Source organism: Paenibacillus taihuensis (assembly GCF_003386535.1).
Taxonomy (GTDB): Bacteria; Bacillota; Bacilli; order Paenibacillales; family Paenibacillaceae; genus Paenibacillus_Z; species Paenibacillus_Z taihuensis.
Window position 1 is genome coordinate 1 of sequence record NZ_QTTN01000038.1, and the last position, 16,667, is coordinate 16,667.

Genomic DNA, 16,667 nt, shown 5'->3' on the forward strand with positions numbered 1-16,667 from the left:
TAGGCTGTTTCCGCCCATTGAGATCAGGAGCTGCATAACCGTTTCAAAGGGTAACTTTTTCTTTCGCGTAAAGTCTTTTTCGGGGTTTTTGACATACAGTGCTGGTGCGGCTGACATTTCTTGAATAAGGGATGTCAGCTTTTGTTTTAGTGAATTCGCGTACGTATTCATGGGCGAAACCTCCTCGTTTTTTCAAGGGGCTTCGCCACACATTTTCAACTGCTTGTCAAGTTCTTTTACTCTTTTTCACGCAAAAAAGGAGCAGGCTATCTTTCGATAACCTGCTCCTTTGCATAGATATTTGGTTCAACACCTTAACTTAATGACATTGCCGAAATCGGCGGCCCTTGTTATTATTACAGTCATCATCGATGTATGCGAAATATCGATGATCGGGACGACTTACCATGCTGTCGCTCCACCATCTACGGCGTAGTTAACTCCTGTAATATAAGAAGCTTTATCTGAAGCCAGGAATACGGCCAGCTCCACCAACTCCTCGGGTTGGCCGAATCGCTTAAGAAGCGTCTTCTTTGTAACGGCATCTCGAGCCGCTTGATTGTCACCAAGATCGCGGTCGCTGGCTGGGGTCAGGAACGGTCCGGGGCTGAGTGCCACCGCGCGAATGCCATGACGCGCGCCTTCGAGAGCCAGCTGTCTGGTCATGGCGATGACGCCTGCTTTTGCCGCGGCATGTCCAACCATCGGAGGCGTTTCGCCGGCGATCATACCCGAAATGGATGCGACGTTAAGGATGACGCCGCCTCCCCTTTGGACCAAGTGAGGCCACACATACTTGGATACGAAGAATGGAATGTCCAGCTCACCTGCTAGGGTCGTCCGCCAATCTTCAATTGAAAAGTCGGGCATCGGGCCGAATTTCTGAATGGCTGCGTTGTTATATACCACATCGAGTCCGCCATAAGCATGAACGGCTTCATCGATGAGCTTCTGAACTTGTTGGTGGTCGGTTAGATCGATCGGGGCGATGCCTGTCATCTCGCCTCCGGCAAGACGAACTAATCGGACGGTTTCGTTGTTGGCATTGGCGTTAATATCGCTGCCCACGACTTTTGCGCCTTCTCTGGCGAAGGCAAGCGCTGCGACGCGTCCGAGTCCTCCTCCGGTTCCTGTGATCAACACGATCTTATTTTCAAGGATTCCCATGATTATTGCCTCCTGATGTTCGAGAATATCGGGGCATCATCGTTATGCTGTCCCAAGTTATCCATTCCATTCGTGGAACCCAAAACTCCGGTTAATTCAAACCTGCGATTACGAATGCGATAATGCCTAACAGTACAATCATAAACGTGTGCTTCATTCCATCCTTCACTCGCAAATGCGCGACAGTTCCGCCGATCGCGGTAACCCCGATTACGAGCGCGCCGACCAGCGTGAAATTCGAGTTCCAGTAGCCAGCGATCAAGAGCGCTGCGCCAACGAGCTCGACGAGTCCAGTAATCCAACGAAACCATTGCGGCAATCTCAAATGCTCGAACGTATCCTTCTGAGCTTTCGCTCCTGAAATTTTTCCTAAACTCGCCATGATGAACATCGCTGCCAGCAGGCCTTGCAAAATCCAAACTAAAATATCCATTACCAATCTCCCCCTCTGATGTCCCACACCTTTCGTTTACGCAACAGGTGTTGTACAATCGAGTTTATTCGATCGTCATTTCTACCACAACCGTTAGATTTCTGATTTTGTGGCATACGCAACAAATCGGACGGAATGTCGTTCAACTCGCTAGGAGGATCAAATCTATGACAACTGATGAGAAGGTAGACCCACGAGTGATGCGGACGAGGAAATTAATCGTCGATGCATTCGAAACGCTGCTTCACACCAATGATTTCAAGAACACCTCGATCAAAGATATTACGGATGCCGCGACCGTCAACCGCGCCACGTTCTATGCCCATTTTACGGATAAATACGAATTGCTTGATTCGGTCCTAACTGACTATCTCCTCAACAATGTACAAGGCAGCTTGGAGTGCCACGCCCAGTTGAACGAAGATTCGGCTGCCAAGGTGTTCCTTGCGATCGCTAAGTTCGAGAAGGATTTAAGCATTACATGCAGGAAGAGCTACGAATCGATCCGTCCGATGGTCGAGAATAAAATAAAAGAATCGCTGAAATCCGTATTTATCCATTTAATCGCGAAGCAATACCCGGAAACGGAAAAAGATAAGGCGGAAATTTGCTCGGTTCTTCTCAGCTGGCAAATATACGGGGCTTGCTTGGACTGGCAAACGAATAGCTCGCTCACGGCGGAAGCTTACATTGAAAAAGCCATTCCTTTTCTAACGAAAGGAATGGCTGCTCTAGAGATCTAATCAAATCGTTTAAAAATAAACAAGGATGTTGATAATCGTACTATGCACTCGAACTCGATAACAACTCATTGGAGTGAAACAATTGTCACTCGCCTTTTGCGTTCTGATGACTTGGTTGGTCATTACCATACTTAGTATCATCCCAAAGAAGATGACTGAACTCGATATGATTATTTTGTATGCGGTAAATACGATATTCGACTTGAGTATCTTTGCGATCGTACATATCAATCTAAATTGGATCTCAGTCAATACAGATGTTGAGCAATCTCTTGCGGATTTAGTGTTGCGTCTGATCATGATTCCTCTTGTGATGGTCATGGTCTCGAACATTTTGCTTTATTCATGGAAGTGGTTGAAATGGATCATCGTGATTGGCATTCTGCTGCTGTTCATTCCGATGCAATTCATCCTACAGAAATTAGATATCCTTAAAGCTATTCACTGGAATATCTACTACACACTCTGCATGTTTAGCCTTTATATTATCTTCTCTAGTCTGATGACGTTGTTTATTACAAGGTTTCGTTCGAAGGAAGTGAAGCTCGATTGAATATTTATGACAATCGATTCAATGCCAATGAATGGTTTATTCTGATTGGGTTAGCGGTCGGAATTTCTGCGTTTATACTTATACCTAAACGATTTTCGCCCAAGCATAACCTTGTTTACATGATATGTGGCATTTACAGTGGATTTTTCTTCGATCATTCCTTGAGTGTGGAGCCTGTGAATTACTATGATGTGAATGATACCTCGAACTACCAGTTCATTGATTTTCTTTCGTATTGCTCCTATGGACCGATTAGTTATCTGTTTTTTTATTCGTATGTTTATTGGAAAGTAAAGCGCTCCTATATCCCCTTGTTTATACTAGGCTGGGCTCTCTTCTCTGAAGGTATGGAATGGGTGGCTGTTCAAATGGGCGTATTTCATTACAGAGAAGGTTACAATCTGTACTATTCTTTTCCGATTTATTTAATGGTGAATAGTTGTTGGATTTTATTCTTTCACTATTCGCGTAAGAAATCCATGTCCGCACGGACTTGAATTCGCTTATTTCGGGCTGACCTCGAATGGCGCGGCGAGCATGATGCTCTTTGCGCCTCCTCCGAACGTTCTTACGATTCGGTAGTGGCCAGCATCGAGGCTCAACCACTGCAGCGGTATTTTCTCCACATTCTCCCCACCAAGGTTAAGCCCTCTTATCTCCATCGTGAAGGTTTGACCACCGTTCAGCCGCTTCCACTCTCCCGAATCCCATTTCTGCACTCCGAAGGCTGAACCATAACTCAGCGACGTCGGTCCCCAGTTGGTCAGTTTGAGATTCAGGCTATCCGACGGTTTATAGGTTTTGCGGTCTGCCTCCATTCTGGCATTGATCTCATCCGCCGCGAAGGCGTATACAGTGACTTTTCCATCGACGGTTTCCCCGGCTGCATTCAACAAATCGACTCGCAGTGCATACATAGCGTTTCTGCGTTCGGGGAAGTTCACTCTCATGCCGTGCGGATTATCGAACGTTTCGTTTGAAATTTCCTGCATTGGCTTTAGCGATGGATATGGTTCGAGCTCCGTCAGGCGGATCTGCGTCTTTATCCCTTCTGGAAGTCTATTGATTCCCAGTACGAGATCAGCAGCTGGCAGCTCCTTGCTACCGTCTTGATGCGAGTAGAACCCATATTTTACTAACAGCTTGCCGCTGAATTGAGGGAAGCCCGTTTTCTCATGCACCTCAAAGCTGATCTGGAGACGGAAATCGCGGATACCGCGGCAACCGATGCAAACGCTGCTATCGCAGCACCATACAGGAATTTTTTGTTCATGGAACATGTATCCTTCTTCGTAAGTGATGACCTTACGACGCAACTGAATCGAGAAAGTTTCACAGTATATTATTCCAGCAAAAAAACCATCAAGGCCATGACCTCGATGGTTCCATTTAAGTGGGTTTCATTTCTTCACTCGTTTGCCCACTGGAATACTCTGAGCAAAACGAAACACATTATGAGGATCGTACTTTCGTTTCACCCGCTTCAATCTGGCGAAGTTCACGCTATAATAGGCTTTGGGCCAGTTCTTAATCTGCAGATCGGGGAAGTTCACATAATCTCCATTAACGTAGGGACGTAACGCTTTGCGGAACCTTGTCACCCACTGAATATTCCGCTGCTGCTCCCCGCTTCTCCGCCAGCGAGCCGACAGTTCGTAGATGGTCTCCGCATTCCGATGCGGATAGGCCGTTGCCGTTGGCGATACTAGACTGACCGCGCTTCCTGCACCGCCTAAGCTTTGACTCCACACGCTGGAATGCCTGTTCGGTGCTTTGGACAGAAAGTCGCGTATAATGCGTACTCCTCTACCTGGCAATGGTTTAAACCCGTAAGCCCCTTTTATCTTGAATTTCGGTTCCAAGTTCAGGTCCGACTCGGCAAAGAAACGGGTTGCTTCAATAAAAGGGACTGTTTTCACCATCAGCTTCACCGGAGTGCCTGTTCGCAAGAGCGGTCTAATCAATCGACGCAGCTCCTCAGCACCGCCAAGCAATTGTCCGGTAGATACAATCGTTCCAACCTGCTTGGCAGAGACCTCAATCGTAGAGGTTAGGCGGTTTGTGACAGACGGGGACCAACGCTGCCAAACCGGCAACACTTTCTCCAAATCGCACCATTTCCAGGTGACGCTGTATATAGAAACGTTCGAAATAGGTCTAACGCGGAAAGTGTAGGCGGTAGCAACGCCGAAGTTCCCTCCCCCGCCGCCTCGTGATGCCCATAACAAGTCGGAATGTTTCCGCTTGTTTGCCACAATCGTCTTTGCCCCATACCGCCCCGAAGCGACAACCATCCTCACTTGTTTCAGGTTATCGCAAGTCAGCCCATATTTGCGTGATAGAAGTCCGATGCCGCCTCCCAGAGTAAGCCCAGCTACGCCTACGTCTGGCACAGTCCCAGCCGGAAGTGCCACACGTTTATTCCACAGCTTGTTGTACACGCGGGCAAGCGGATTTCCGGTCTGAACGACAGCCACCATTCTTTTTCGATCAACCGTAATCTTATCCATCGCGCTCACATCAATGATAATGCCGCCATTTACAGCCGAAAAGCCTTCATAGCTGTGTCGTCCGCTTCGCACTCGCAGCCGTACGCCGCGCTCGCGAGCCCATCTGACCGCATTGATCACATCCTGAGTTCGTCTGCAAAAAAACAATGACCCTCGGAAATTTGTTAAAGCGCCTATTGTACTCCAATCTGGCCGCATTGTATGACGGATTGTCTGGAAATACGATCCTTCCGGTTAAACTTGTACGTGTCTTTTTCCGGTTCTGTGCCATCTATTTGACACCATCCCTGTCCATGGCATAAGCCTTCTCATCAGCTTATAACTATGTAGGAACACTTGACCTAGTAACGGCAAACGCCTTGTATGTACCGTAAAAATATGTCTAAGATCTTCAAAATATAAAGTCCAAAAGGGTTAAAGGGTTAAAGGGTTAAAGGGTTAAAGGCTTCGCCATGCGTCGATAGCCGCTGTCTCCGATGCGCAGCGTGCCGGCTTCGTTATAGCCGCTTGCCGCATAGAGCTTGTAAGCGCGATCGTTGTAGGCTTCCACGATCAGTGCCGTGCGGTCGAACCCGAGCTCAGCCGCACGCTGCTCGGCCGCAGCCATAAGCCGCTTCGCGATACCATGCCCGCGGAATTGCTCCGCAACGGCTATGGCATCCAAGTAGTATTCGCCGTCCTGAGCTTCCTTGACGATTACACTGTCAGCCAAGAGCGGAGTCTGTCGGCGCAGCTGTTCCAGAAATGGCTCGTCCAGCAGATGCGCATCATTGCCGGAGTATGCGACGAGCATGCCCGCGACCTGCCCGTCTTGTTCCGCGACGAGAACATGCTCCAAGCTGACCCGATTGCCCGGCTGCTTGTAGAAGTCAGTCAGTCATTCAGCCGCCTCCGCCTCATCGGAAGCCCCGGTAAGCAAATACGCGATGTCCCCGATCGCTTCGAGCAGCAGCGGAATGACCGCCGGCGCGTCGTCCCTTGTCGCCATACGTATTAACATGGAAATTTCCTCCAAACTCGTTGAATGGTTTATAGGCACATTATATCCATTTGCCGATTTAGGTTAAACGGATAGTGATTAGTCCGTTAATGCAGGTTGCCGATCGATTATCCGATTCGCTTCTGCTCCCAAAGGTAGAGTATAGTAAGTATAGTTGAAAAATATATTCCAGGAGGCTATAACCATGTCACAGGATATTTGGATTAACCTGCCGGTCAAAGATGTTGAGCGGTCAACTGCCTTTTTCAATGCGATTGGCTATCAAGCGACAAGCTTTGGTAATGAAAGAGCCAAGCTTGCCATAGGCCAAACAACGATATTGCTGTTCCCGATTGAGACGTTTGAGAAGTTTACTGGTTCGAGAATCGCCGATACTTCTAGTAACGCAGAAGTCATATTTTCCTTAGGCGCTGATAGCAGAGAAGAAGTCGATGCCATCATTCAAAAGGTAGAGTTCGCCGGAGGAATCATCTTTGGCAAGCCGAGCGAAAATGACGGCTGGATGTACGGCGCAGGATTTGCCGACCTGGACGGTCACCGCTGGAACCTGCTGTACATGGATGAGAGCAAGATGCCGAAACGCTAAAAATTGAACGCTCATATAGAAACGCCGTCAACCTGTCTAAGGTTGCCGGCGTTTATTCATCCGACCCTGCTTCGGATCGTGCTGCTTGCGAATTCATAGAAAGCCATTGCTTCGTTCAGCGTATCGAAACCAGCCTGTGACATGCTGCTGCTTCCTCCGCCTTTGCCGCCGTACGCTCTTAGATGCTCCTTGAAGAATGCGCCGCAAGCAAGCTCGGAAGACCCGCTGTGCGACAGTACGATTTTGCACTCTGCAAGATCGGCAAGCAGCACGGGCGCGTTAGTCAATGTCGTGAGCTTGGTCGCCAGGCTTTGCAAATCCTTCAGCGGCTTGTTCTCGAACTGGTGTGCGATCAAACCGCGTTCCTGCGATTCCAAGAGATCTCTTGCGATGAACGAATCATGCTGTTCTTTGAGAGCAGCCAGCTCCGTTTGAAGCTGTTTCTGCTCTTGCTCCCACTTCTCCACCCGTGCGACGATATCGTCTTTATTCGTATTGAATTTAATAGATAGCTTCCCTAGAATCTCTAAGCAATCATTAAATTCCGCTAAGGCACGGCTGCCGCCTTTGAACGAGATTCGGGTATTCCCTCTGATCTTCTCCGTTCTCAGCAGCTTGATCATCCCGATTGCGCCTGTTGACGATACATGTGTTCCGCCGCACGCATTGTATTCCACGCTCTCAATCTCGACGATCCGTACCATCCCGGACACTTTCGGCGGCTTTACCAGCGGCAGCTGGCTAGCCTTCTCCTCGGAAACCATATAGCTCGTAATTCGGTGATTATCGTAGATGGCCTGGTTTACTTCCCGTTCTAGATCGGTCAACTGCTCCTGCGTTAGCTCGGGCATAGCCACTTCGATCGTCGCAATCTCATTGCCAAGATGAAAACTTAACGTCATTGCATCGAATAGCTTCAGACAAACTGCCGACAACAGATGCTGGCCGCTATGCTGCTGCATATGATCGAATCTGCGCTGCCAATCGATCCGGCATGATGCCTCCGTCTCCTCCGGCAGTCGCTCTACTTTATGCAGAACTTCATCTTCTTCGCTTATAACATCTAAGACATTAACGCCGTTAATTGTCCCCGTGTCGCAAGGCTGGCCTCCTCCATGAGGATAAAAGGCGCTTTCCTCCAAGAGGACGTACCATCCATCCTCTCTCTCGAACGAATTCGTTATCTTCGTTTCCCATTCGGTGACATAGGAAGCATCATAATACAATCTAATCGTCATCGTTCAGTCCCTTTTCTGTCGCAGAGTCACTTCTCCATTATAACGTGTTAAGGCGTAGTTCATAGAAATACTGTACGATCGGATGCTTTGCCTTCATTTGCTGGCGCATATTTAGAATGCGTTTTTTTCCAATTCGTCTGTCCACCAACGCTAGAATGTTCAATAGAATGTCTTTGCTCTCCATGCTCTCTTCGATCGGACTTGCCAAGAACTTCGTCGCTTCGACCGTGAAGTTTGATTTGCTCAGCGCCGACTGTGCCGACAACAGCTCTTTTGCAACTACCGATATTTTTCTGCCTCTAGCAATGACGTTTAATCGATCCTCGGGAACTTGCCCCTTGGTTTCTAATCTGATCGCTTCAATTTCTGCATGCTCGATCGGAATTTGGATATCGGGATCATTCTTAACCTCCAGCTCCGTCTGATACCATCTGATTAACGTCGCGGCATCACTCATGTTAAGAATGTTCTTCTTATCTACTGTGAGATAACATTGCCCTGCTTTATCGGGTAAATAACGGTAGCTCGTTGCGCGATATTCAACCTTCCCCATTAATGCAGGACATAGAAAGCTCTCAAGTTGCTGCTTTAACTTGCTCCAGGACATGTCATTCTCCTCTGTTGTCAATATAATGTCAATCGCTAAACTGAAGCCTAAACTGCAATGGGGTCATTCCCGACAGCCTGCGGAACGTATGTACAAAATGACTGTCGTCTTGGAAGCCTACGGCTAGCGCAACTTCTCGCACTGTCAGCCTTCGATCCGCAATCAACAGCTCCTTCGACTTCTGGATCCGAAACTGCAGCAAATATTGATAAGGACTTAGACCCCAGCTTTTGCGAAACAGCGTATTGAGGTGCTGAGGGCTTATCGCAAGCGTGGCAGCCATCTGCTCGAGACCAAGTGCGGGGTTGCCATATGATTCCTCAATCAGCAGGTAGATCGGAGTCAGCCTCTCATGACCGGCAGACAAGGAGCTTTGACCGCTTATCTGTCCATACTGCTTTAATTGTGTAAGGAAAGCGTAGACCTCAAGGGAACCATTGACCCCAGCGAGATCAAAGCTATATCTGCACTTCTCTTCCGCTGTTTCGTGAATATGAGCCAGCGGACTATCCGGCTCCCATCCGATCGGCTGCGCCTGCGGAAGCTCCAGCGACGACGTTATCGGATTTGCCAGCGCTCCATCAAATGTCATATACCAGATTTCCCATTTATCGGTCACTGCATGATAGTGGTGAGGAACGTTCGGCTTCAATAAAATACCTTGATTCGCTTGAAGTCGGTACGTACTCCCTCCTACCGTAAAATCCCCGCATCCCCTAGTCGTGTGCAGCCAATGAAACGAGGGAAAGCCCTGCTCTCTATGAATAGGGTTCTGAGCATTGTCATATCCCATGCTTGTCAGATGCAGAGGCAAGCTGCGATCCCATTCCGTCGTCACGAAATAAGTGCTGTAGTTTGGTCTCAGGCTTATATACCCACTTTCATTTTATTATACCGATGATGAAATATATTATATATGAAACGCATACTTATTGGATTAAAATAATTTTGAGATTTGCATTTTATTATACTAATCACTGAATTGGAGTGAACTTGTGCCATGTCCGTAAAGCTTGGTGTTATTGGTACCGGAGGAATCGCGAATCACCATTTGAAGAACCTCGTGAAGATGGACGGGGTGGAAATGACGGCATTCTTCGACGTGGACTCATCGCGTGCCGAGAAGGCGGCTTCAGAATTCGCTGGAGCGAAAGCGTTTACGAACCTTGACGACATGCTGGACGATCGCAAGCTGGACGGCGTATACGTCTGTGTTCCTCCTATGGCTCATGGCGATGCTGAGCTGAAGCTCGTCGAACGCGGGATTCCGTTCCTCGTTGAGAAGCCTCTTGGCATCAACAACGAACTGCCTGCACTCATCGCCGAGAAAGTGACTGGCAAGAAGCTGATCACTTCCGTCGGTTACCACTGGAGATATGAAGAAGCTGCCGCTCAGACGAAGAAGCTTCTCGAAGGCACTCAGCAAGGTATGGCTCTCGGATACTGGATGGGCGGCATGCCGATGGTTCCATGGTGGAGAGTGAAGAACGGCTCCGGCGGTCAATTCGTAGAGCAAACGACGCATATCGTTGACTTGCTCCGCTACTTGTGCGGCGAGGTCAAAGAAGTGTACGCGGCTTACGCGCTTCAGATCATGGATAAGCAAGTCCCGGGCACTGACGTTCCTGATGTAGGCTCCGTAACGATGAAGCTTGCGAACGGTACGATCGCAACGATTTCCAATACATGTGCCATTCCTGTCGGACACCATGTTGGGCTCGACTTGTATACGAACCGCGGCGTGCTTGAGATCAGAGGCGGAACGCTTCGCGAGATCACCCCTGAAGGCATCAACACGTTCAGCGGCAGCACGAACCCGTATAACACCGAAGATGAAGCTTTTATCTATGCGCTGCGTACAGGCGACACTTCCAGAATCCTCTCGGATTATGAAGATGCGCTCCGCACGCATGCTGTGACGATTGCTGCGAACGAATCTGCTGTCTCGGGCAAGCCGGTCACTCTATAAATCATAGCAAAGGCGGTTAGTACCTATGAAATTCTCAATCTGTATCGGCGCTTACTCCGGCAAAGACGAAGTCTATCATCTGGAGAAAATCAAAGAACACGGCCTTCATGGTCTTGAGTATTATGCTTGGTGGGACCTGAAGGACATTCGTCATACGGCGAAGGAGCAGGAACGCATCGGCGTGGGCATCAACGCGACATGCACGAAGTTCATCAGCCTTGTGAACGAATCGCTTCGTGACGCTTATATCGATGGCGTACGACAATCGATCGAAGCATGTAAATTGTTGAACATTCGTTCGATGATTTCCCAAACCGGCAACGTTCTTGACGGCATCCCGCGTTACATTCAGCGTGCGAACATGATCGAGACGCTGAAACGCTGCGCGCCGCTGCTTGAAGAAGCAGGCGTCGTGCTCGAGATCGAACCGCTGAACGGTCTGGTCGACCATGCAGGACATTTCTCCCAACGTTCTGACGAGTCCGTCTACATCATCGATCAAGTCGGCAGTCCGAACGTGAAGCTCGTATTCGATGTGTACCACCAGCAAATTACGGAAGGCAACGTCTCTCGTAATGCCGTGAATTACATCGACCGAATCAACCACTTCCATATCGCTGACAACCCAGGCCGCAAGCAGCCGGGTACCGGCGAGCTCAACTATGTAAACATCCTGAAAGCGATCAAAGGAACCGGATTCGACGGCTTCGTCGGTCTTGAATGCGGCTACACCGTTGACACGGACATTGCGATCGAACAGTTCAAGCGTGATATTGTTGCGCCAGCATTGGGTTAATCGTTGGATGAATAAATAGCGGCGTAAGGGACCTTCGTTCCTTCGCCGCTATTTTTTATTTTGAACCGGAACTCTTGTTGCTTTATCTCCTATCCCCCCTTATTTGTTCAGTATATTGCAGGGGTTTTGGGGAAATAATTCCATAAAGCATTGCGGGGATGGGGGCTTTCATCAGACATGAATACGCAAAAAACTCCGATCGAGCCTTCGGTCGTCCGAAATGTGGATGCACTGCGTCATTTGTTCTCAGACAACGAACAGATTGCCTTTCATTATTTGGAGTCTAATGCAGGTTCACCAGCAGCAGTCATTGCATATATCAGAGTCCTTATCGATATGGAACGGCTCCAACAGCATATTCTTCCACAAATGAGCAAGCATTACCGCGCTTCCGGGTTCGATGCGCAAGCGCTTGAAGAATCGGCAGCTGCTCAAGGCTTCGAGCAAACCCTTGAAGACATGGACCTGGCGGTTCATATGATTGTCAGCGCGGGGATCGTGCTCTTCGTCGAAGGCTATTCCCATGCTTTTGGCATGAGCTTGCCGGGATATGGCAAACGCTCGGTTGACGAGCCGATGCTGGAAGTGAATGTGCGCGGCCCGCGGGTCGGTTTTATCGAGGACATAGGCATCAATCTAGGTTTGATCTATCGTCGGCTGAAGACGAACAAGCTCAAATCGAAGAAATACATGATTGGACGAGACAGTCAAACCGACATTACTGTAATTTACCTGGAAGATCAAGTCAGTCCAGACGTGCTGCAAGAGGTAGATCGCAGGCTGAATACCATCCGGCTGAATGTCCTAACGGATAGTGCTCAAATCGAGGAATGGATACAAGACAGTCCCTACTCTCCTTTCCCTCAAATTCAGAACACCGAACGGCCGGACCGGGTCGCAACGGCTCTCAACCAAGGACGAGTGGCAATCCTAACGGATGGTAGTCCGAACGTCTTGTTAGTGCCTGCAGTCATTACCGATTTGCTGCACCCTAGCGAAGATCTCTACGAGAAGTTTTATTTTGCCAATTTTCTGCGCATTTTGCGGTTGATTACGCTGTTTATCTCTTTGTTTCTCCCATCGATTTATATTGCCCTCTCCACTTTTCATCTGGAGATGATTCCGACTCCGCTCATGCTAACGTTCCTGTCTGCGAAAGCCGGCATTCCGCTGCCTACGTTTCTCGAAGCGCTCGTGATGGAAATCGCCTTTGAGATTCTTCGGGAGGCTAGCATTCGTCTTCCGCGGACGGTTGGGCAGTCCGTAAGCATCGTCGGGGCGCTGATCATTGGGGAAGCAGCCGTCCAATCAGGTCTTGTGTCAAGACCGATTGTTATCATCGTTGCGTTAACGGGAATCGCATCGTTCACGATTCCATCGTTTAACACGGCGATTGCGATACGGATGCTGCGCTTTCCTCTCATGTTCATCGCAGCTTGGACTGGTGTTCTGGGTATTTCGCTGTGCTTGTTCGCGTTAATCCTGCATCTCTGTTCATTGAAATCGTTCGGAAAACCGTATATTACGACACTGGAAATGGTCAAATGGCGTGACTTTATCAGTCACTATGTACTGCTTCCTGTCAAACACAGAAGGCTATCGAGAATGCAAGCTTCCCCCGCACTCCGGAGAGGGTCAACACATGAAGATGATTAAGCGGAGCATAGCGCTGCTTCTATCGATGGCAATGCTTGCCGGCTGTTCGTCGGACATTCGTGAAATCAGCGATATCGCACTGGTCATGCTGACTTCGATTGATTATAACGAGAAGAAGCAGGAGTATATCTTTACCGTCAACTGTCTCGAAGCCTCCACGAACAGTTCCGATAGTTCAGAGCGCAAATCGGAGTGGATTGCCAGCGCATCCGGCAAGTCCATCTTCGAAGCTGCCCGCAACTTAAGAAGCCGGGCTGGTAAAATTCTGGTCTGGCAGCACGACAAATTTTTTCTCATCGGCGAGAGCGCCGCACGCCGTTCTTTCTACGAAGTCGTGGACTTTCTGACCCGAACCCGCGAAATTCGGCTGTCAAGCTTCCTGATTGTCGGCGAAGGTCCTGCCCTTGAGTTGATGAGGATGAGAGCGGAAACCGGCGATCTGGTGTCTAATGAAATTTTGGGGCGAATCAAGAATGAGCAGTTATGGGGTAAAAGTCTGTCGATCACGATTAAAGATGTCGTTAATTATTACACCAACCCCTATCGCGGATTCGTCACCGGCAAGCTGAGTAAATCCATGCCGATCGGCGGAACTCGCGAAGTTATTTTCCTAAGCGGGGGCTCCGTCATCAAAGAAGGCAAGCTGAGCAACTGGCTTACGAAGGAAGATACGCTGAGCATCCACATCCTCGTCGATAAGAAGTATTGGAGGCATCTCGAATTTGCGGAATACGTGCCGTATAAGTCTTTAAACGTCGGTTTACGGTTGCATGTAAATAAGAGATCCATGAAACTGGTTCATATTAACGGCAAGCAAGGAATTGATATTCATATCGGACTGACGGGGACCATCGCCAGCTTAGATAACCATTTAAATCTGGCGGACCCGGTGAAGCTGCGAGAGCTGGAGAACGCTGCAAACCGATATATGGAGAGGAAATTGAAGAAGAGCCTTAACCGGTTCCAACAGGTAATGAAGACAGACATTATCGGCTTCTCCGACTATCTCAGGCATTACCACCCTTACCTCTGGCGGAAAATATCAGCGCATTGGGTGACGGAAGTTTACCCATCTATGCCAACTCGTGTTCACGTGGATGTGTCGATTCCTACGATCGGAATGAGTGAAGTGTTAGGAGGTTCGAAAGATGATTGAGTACCTTGTACTGACATTCGTCGTGGTCTATGGAAGCTGGAAATCAACTCTTTTGTGGAAGAAGTTTCAACGCAGCGAAGCCATCGTCGTATGTGTGCTCTCTCTTGTGGCAGCCTGCTACCTCCTTCCTGTGATCGGAAACTGGATCCCGACGACAGAAACCTTTAATACGTTCCTATACCAATCGATTTCCGAATTCGTAATGCGTAGTTTCCATATTGTGCAGGAGGTCAGCCCCTCATGAATGTCGAGAAGATTACCCCGTTTCAGTTTGGTTGTATGTGCTTCGCATTCATGTCAGGTTTCTCGACGCTATATTTATTGGAAGCGAAGCTAATCATGCACGATGTATGGATCGCGATCATTGCGGCCACAATTGCTACGCTTTTTCTGGTGCAATTACTCGTCTACATTCAACGTCAGTTCGCTGATATGAATCTAAGCGATATCATTATCACTGTTTTCGGCAATTGGGTCGGCAAGCTTGTTCTGTGCCTCTATCTCTTGGGAATGACGGGACTGGGCGTATTGTCGCTGCGCTCCATATCGTTGTTTTACACAACGGCCATATTGCCGAATACATCTCCGGGCCTGATTATGGCTATTGTATTGCTCGTCACGACTTATGCTGCTTATCTGGGGTTAAGTTCCATTTCCCGAGCTGCTCTGGTCATTCTTCCATTCTTCGCAGTAGCGATGCTGGTCATTTCCGTGTTCATATTTGATGATGTCGAGAGCAATCCGTTCATGCCTCAGTTTCAGAATGCTCTGCCGTTGATTGTCTACAGCTCGATGATTTCCTTCGGATTTCCATTTGGCAAAACAAGCGTGTTCGCCTTCGTATTCTCCGAGATTACAAACCAGAAGAAGCTGGTCAAGAGCTGCACGACTGCCGCCATCTTCTCTTGTGTGTATCTTCTGATGTCGACTTACCTTGCGATTGGCTGTTTGGGGGAGTACATGTTCAAGACGGCGGCTTTTCCGTTCTTCTCCTCGATTCAATTAGTGAAGTTCGGCGAAAATATTGAACGAATTGAAATTATGATTATCGGAATATGGACGATCTTAACCTTGTTTGAGATTATCATCGTACAGTATTGTTTTGTGAAAATCGTAGGCCGGATATTCGGAGCGAAGAACCTCTCCTCGCTCTATCTTCCCGTTGGAGCCATCTTCTTCGCGGTATCAATGAAAAGCTTCGACAATCCTGCGAAGCTGGTCGCGTATGACGTGAAGATTCTACCCTTCTCGATCATCCTGCCTTCGATCATTCTCCCGTTAATATTGGGATGTATTCTGTGGGTGAAGAAATCAAGAAAGAATCAGATGGATATCCAGAACTCATAGGATGTCCTCGAAATATTCGACAACGATTTCCCGAAAATCCAGCGAAGCCGGCGATAAATAGCGGCTCTTGTGCCACAATAATGCGATTTTCCGCACCGCTTCGTGGCCTTCGATCTGGAGATACCTGATCTGTGCTCGTTCATTCCTCGCCGTGCTAGGTATGAAGGCGATGCCGATTTCGGCTTCCACCAGATTGATCAGCCTCGCAGGCTCATCTCCCTCGTATACATAATGAGGTACGAATCCCGCCGATTTGCATACGTTGTCCATTAAATCGCGCGTACCGTATCCGATCTTCACCCCGACGAACCATTCGTCCTTCAGTTCGGACAAGGATACGCTGCTTCGATCCGCCAGCCGATGTCCTTCTGGGACGGCGACAAGAATAGGGTCAATGTAGACGATTTGACATTCGATGTCATCCCCCTGAACAGGTGGCGATGACAAACAATAATCAACCTCTCCTCTCTCGAGCAGCATAATCATTTCCTGAGTGGTCAGCATTTGAACGTGAAATTGAATGTTTGGCCGCTTTCTGCGATATTTCCGGAGAATATCGGGCAATACGCTTGCGCTAGTCACGGCTAACTCAAGTGTGCCATGATCGGGGTCGGATAAATCGCTAAGCTCCTGCTTCCCTTGTTCAAGCTCGAACAGAGCCCTTTCAGCCCGCCTGAGAAATCTTCTTCCGAACTCATTCAATTGAAGCTTCCTGCCTACCCGGTCGAATAGCAATACGCCTAGATCATCCTCCAAGCGCTGGATCGTCTTGCTTAAGGACGATTGCGTAACATGCAGACTCTGAGCAGCTGCAGTTACATGTTCTGAACGAGCTACCGCTAGAAAATAGCGCAGTTGAAGTAGTTCCAATCTCGTACACTCCATTCATTCCTTTTAATGAATGAG

Annotated in this window: 18 protein-coding genes and 1 pseudogene; 9 read left to right on the forward strand and 10 right to left on the reverse strand. The window is 48.6% G+C overall.

Features of this window, described 5'->3' with window-relative positions; translation table 11 throughout:
- Positions 1–402: 402 nt before the first annotated feature.
- Complete coding sequence (locus A8990_RS24300; protein ID WP_116191631.1) at positions 403–1,167, reverse strand: SDR family NAD(P)-dependent oxidoreductase; 765 nt, start codon at positions 1,165–1,167, stop codon at positions 403–405.
- A gap of 91 nt (positions 1,168–1,258) precedes the next feature.
- A complete protein-coding gene (locus tag A8990_RS24305; protein ID WP_116191632.1) occupies positions 1,259–1,600 on the reverse strand; it encodes a DoxX family protein in 342 nt (113 codons plus the stop codon).
- A 167-nt stretch (positions 1,601–1,767) separates the two neighbouring features.
- Here A8990_RS24305 and A8990_RS24310 point away from each other — a divergent pair, with 167 nt between their 5' ends.
- Together A8990_RS24310 and A8990_RS24315 are read left to right on the forward strand one after the other, a co-directional pair.
- Complete coding sequence (locus tag A8990_RS24310) at positions 1,768–2,343, forward strand: TetR/AcrR family transcriptional regulator (RefSeq protein ID WP_116191633.1); 576 nt, start codon at positions 1,768–1,770, stop codon at positions 2,341–2,343.
- A 166-nt stretch (positions 2,344–2,509) separates the two neighbouring features.
- Positions 2,510–2,896 (forward strand): hypothetical protein, encoded by a 387-nt coding sequence (locus A8990_RS24315; RefSeq protein ID WP_181909755.1) that lies wholly within the window; start codon positions 2,510–2,512, stop codon positions 2,894–2,896.
- Between the two features lie 503 nt (positions 2,897–3,399).
- On the opposite strand, the gene A8990_RS24325 is transcribed toward A8990_RS24315, so the two are convergent.
- The 4 genes and pseudogenes from A8990_RS24325 to A8990_RS32535 form a co-directional block, all read right to left on the reverse strand.
- Positions 3,400–4,176: an immunoglobulin-like domain-containing protein gene (locus A8990_RS24325; RefSeq protein ID WP_116191635.1), complete on the reverse strand. Its 777-nt coding sequence runs from the start codon at positions 4,174–4,176 to the stop codon at positions 3,400–3,402.
- 120 nt (positions 4,177–4,296) lie between these two features.
- A pseudogene (locus tag A8990_RS24330) lies at positions 4,297–5,677 on the reverse strand (FAD-binding oxidoreductase).
- A gap of 159 nt (positions 5,678–5,836) precedes the next feature.
- Positions 5,837–6,244: a GNAT family N-acetyltransferase gene (locus tag A8990_RS24335; protein WP_116191636.1), complete on the reverse strand. Its 408-nt coding sequence runs from the start codon at positions 6,242–6,244 to the stop codon at positions 5,837–5,839.
- Between the two features lie 39 nt (positions 6,245–6,283).
- Entirely contained in the window at positions 6,284–6,406 is a 123-nt protein-coding gene (locus A8990_RS32535; protein WP_281272524.1) for a hypothetical protein, read from the reverse strand.
- Between the two features lie 184 nt (positions 6,407–6,590).
- On the opposite strand from A8990_RS32535, the gene A8990_RS24340 reads away from it, so the two are divergent.
- Positions 6,591–6,992, forward strand: coding sequence for a VOC family protein (locus A8990_RS24340; protein ID WP_116191637.1), 402 nt, complete (start codon positions 6,591–6,593; stop codon positions 6,990–6,992).
- A gap of 56 nt (positions 6,993–7,048) precedes the next feature.
- Here A8990_RS24340 and A8990_RS24345 read toward each other — a convergent pair whose 3' ends face one another.
- The 3 genes from A8990_RS24345 to A8990_RS24355 are packed head-to-tail and all read right to left on the reverse strand — an operon-like array spanning position 7,049 to position 9,630.
- A complete protein-coding gene (locus A8990_RS24345) occupies positions 7,049–8,230 on the reverse strand; it encodes an alanyl-tRNA editing protein (RefSeq protein ID WP_116191638.1) in 1,182 nt (393 codons plus the stop codon).
- Between the two features lie 37 nt (positions 8,231–8,267).
- On the reverse strand, positions 8,268–8,837 hold the full coding sequence (locus tag A8990_RS24350; protein ID WP_116191639.1) for an SF0329 family protein: 570 nt from the start codon (positions 8,835–8,837) through the stop codon (positions 8,268–8,270).
- Between the two features lie 28 nt (positions 8,838–8,865).
- Positions 8,866–9,630: a helix-turn-helix transcriptional regulator gene (locus tag A8990_RS24355; protein WP_245996193.1), complete on the reverse strand. Its 765-nt coding sequence runs from the start codon at positions 9,628–9,630 to the stop codon at positions 8,866–8,868.
- Positions 9,631–9,837: 207 nt separating this feature from the next.
- Here A8990_RS24355 and A8990_RS24360 point away from each other — a divergent pair, with 207 nt between their 5' ends.
- From A8990_RS24360 to A8990_RS24385, 6 genes are all read left to right on the forward strand, one after another.
- Positions 9,838–10,806 carry a Gfo/Idh/MocA family protein gene (locus tag A8990_RS24360; protein WP_116191641.1) on the forward strand — a complete coding sequence of 323 codons (969 nt, stop codon included), beginning with the start codon at positions 9,838–9,840 and terminating at the stop codon, positions 10,804–10,806.
- Between the two features lie 25 nt (positions 10,807–10,831).
- Positions 10,832–11,602 (forward strand): TIM barrel protein, encoded by a 771-nt coding sequence (locus A8990_RS24365; RefSeq protein ID WP_116191642.1) that lies wholly within the window; start codon positions 10,832–10,834, stop codon positions 11,600–11,602.
- 177 nt (positions 11,603–11,779) lie between these two features.
- On the forward strand, positions 11,780–13,258 hold the full coding sequence (locus A8990_RS24370; protein WP_116191643.1) for a spore germination protein: 1,479 nt from the start codon (positions 11,780–11,782) through the stop codon (positions 13,256–13,258).
- Positions 13,245–14,414, forward strand: coding sequence for a Ger(x)C family spore germination protein (locus tag A8990_RS24375; RefSeq protein ID WP_181909756.1), 1,170 nt, complete (start codon positions 13,245–13,247; stop codon positions 14,412–14,414). The genes A8990_RS24370 and A8990_RS24375 overlap by 14 nt, the downstream gene beginning before the upstream one ends.
- On the forward strand, positions 14,407–14,658 hold the full coding sequence (locus tag A8990_RS24380; RefSeq protein ID WP_116191645.1) for a hypothetical protein: 252 nt from the start codon (positions 14,407–14,409) through the stop codon (positions 14,656–14,658). Before A8990_RS24375 ends, A8990_RS24380 begins: the two co-directional genes overlap by 8 nt.
- Positions 14,655–15,761 carry a GerAB/ArcD/ProY family transporter gene (locus tag A8990_RS24385; RefSeq protein ID WP_116191646.1) on the forward strand — a complete coding sequence of 369 codons (1,107 nt, stop codon included), beginning with the start codon at positions 14,655–14,657 and terminating at the stop codon, positions 15,759–15,761. The genes A8990_RS24380 and A8990_RS24385 overlap by 4 nt, the downstream gene beginning before the upstream one ends.
- On the opposite strand, the gene A8990_RS24390 is transcribed toward A8990_RS24385, so the two are convergent.
- Entirely contained in the window at positions 15,756–16,631 is an 876-nt protein-coding gene (locus tag A8990_RS24390) for a LysR family transcriptional regulator (RefSeq protein ID WP_116191647.1), read from the reverse strand. The two genes, A8990_RS24385 and A8990_RS24390, sit on opposite strands and share 6 nt — an antisense overlap.
- Positions 16,632–16,667 lie beyond the last annotated feature (36 nt).

Excerpts from the sequence above, each read along its gene's own strand:
- A8990_RS24345 (WP_116191638.1), bottom strand. The coding sequence starts at position 8,230 with ATGACGATTAGATTGTATTATGATGCTTCCTATGTCACCGAATGGGAA.
- A8990_RS24355 (WP_245996193.1), bottom strand. The coding sequence starts at position 9,630 with ATGGGATATGACAATGCTCAGAACCCTATTCATAGAGAGCAGGGCTTT.
- A8990_RS24350 (WP_116191639.1), bottom strand. The coding sequence starts at position 8,837 with ATGTCCTGGAGCAAGTTAAAGCAGCAACTTGAGAGCTTTCTATGTCCT.
- A8990_RS24325 (WP_116191635.1), bottom strand. The coding sequence starts at position 4,176 with ATGTTCCATGAACAAAAAATTCCTGTATGGTGCTGCGATAGCAGCGTT.
- A8990_RS24385 (WP_116191646.1), top strand. The coding sequence starts at position 14,655 with ATGAATGTCGAGAAGATTACCCCGTTTCAGTTTGGTTGTATGTGCTTC.
- A8990_RS24300 (WP_116191631.1), bottom strand. The coding sequence starts at position 1,167 with ATGGGAATCCTTGAAAATAAGATCGTGTTGATCACAGGAACCGGAGGA.
- A8990_RS24380 (WP_116191645.1), top strand. The coding sequence starts at position 14,407 with ATGATTGAGTACCTTGTACTGACATTCGTCGTGGTCTATGGAAGCTGG.
- A8990_RS24340 (WP_116191637.1), top strand. The coding sequence starts at position 6,591 with ATGTCACAGGATATTTGGATTAACCTGCCGGTCAAAGATGTTGAGCGG.
- A8990_RS24360 (WP_116191641.1), top strand. The coding sequence starts at position 9,838 with ATGTCCGTAAAGCTTGGTGTTATTGGTACCGGAGGAATCGCGAATCAC.
- A8990_RS32535 (WP_281272524.1), bottom strand. The coding sequence starts at position 6,406 with ATGTTAATACGTATGGCGACAAGGGACGACGCGCCGGCGGTCATTCCG.
- A8990_RS24375 (WP_181909756.1), top strand. The coding sequence starts at position 13,245 with ATGAAGATGATTAAGCGGAGCATAGCGCTGCTTCTATCGATGGCAATG.
- A8990_RS24315 (WP_181909755.1), top strand. The coding sequence starts at position 2,510 with ATGATTATTTTGTATGCGGTAAATACGATATTCGACTTGAGTATCTTT.
- A8990_RS24305 (WP_116191632.1), bottom strand. The coding sequence starts at position 1,600 with ATGGATATTTTAGTTTGGATTTTGCAAGGCCTGCTGGCAGCGATGTTC.
- A8990_RS24370 (WP_116191643.1), top strand. The coding sequence starts at position 11,780 with ATGAATACGCAAAAAACTCCGATCGAGCCTTCGGTCGTCCGAAATGTG.
- A8990_RS24365 (WP_116191642.1), top strand. The coding sequence starts at position 10,832 with ATGAAATTCTCAATCTGTATCGGCGCTTACTCCGGCAAAGACGAAGTC.
- A8990_RS24310 (WP_116191633.1), top strand. The coding sequence starts at position 1,768 with ATGACAACTGATGAGAAGGTAGACCCACGAGTGATGCGGACGAGGAAA.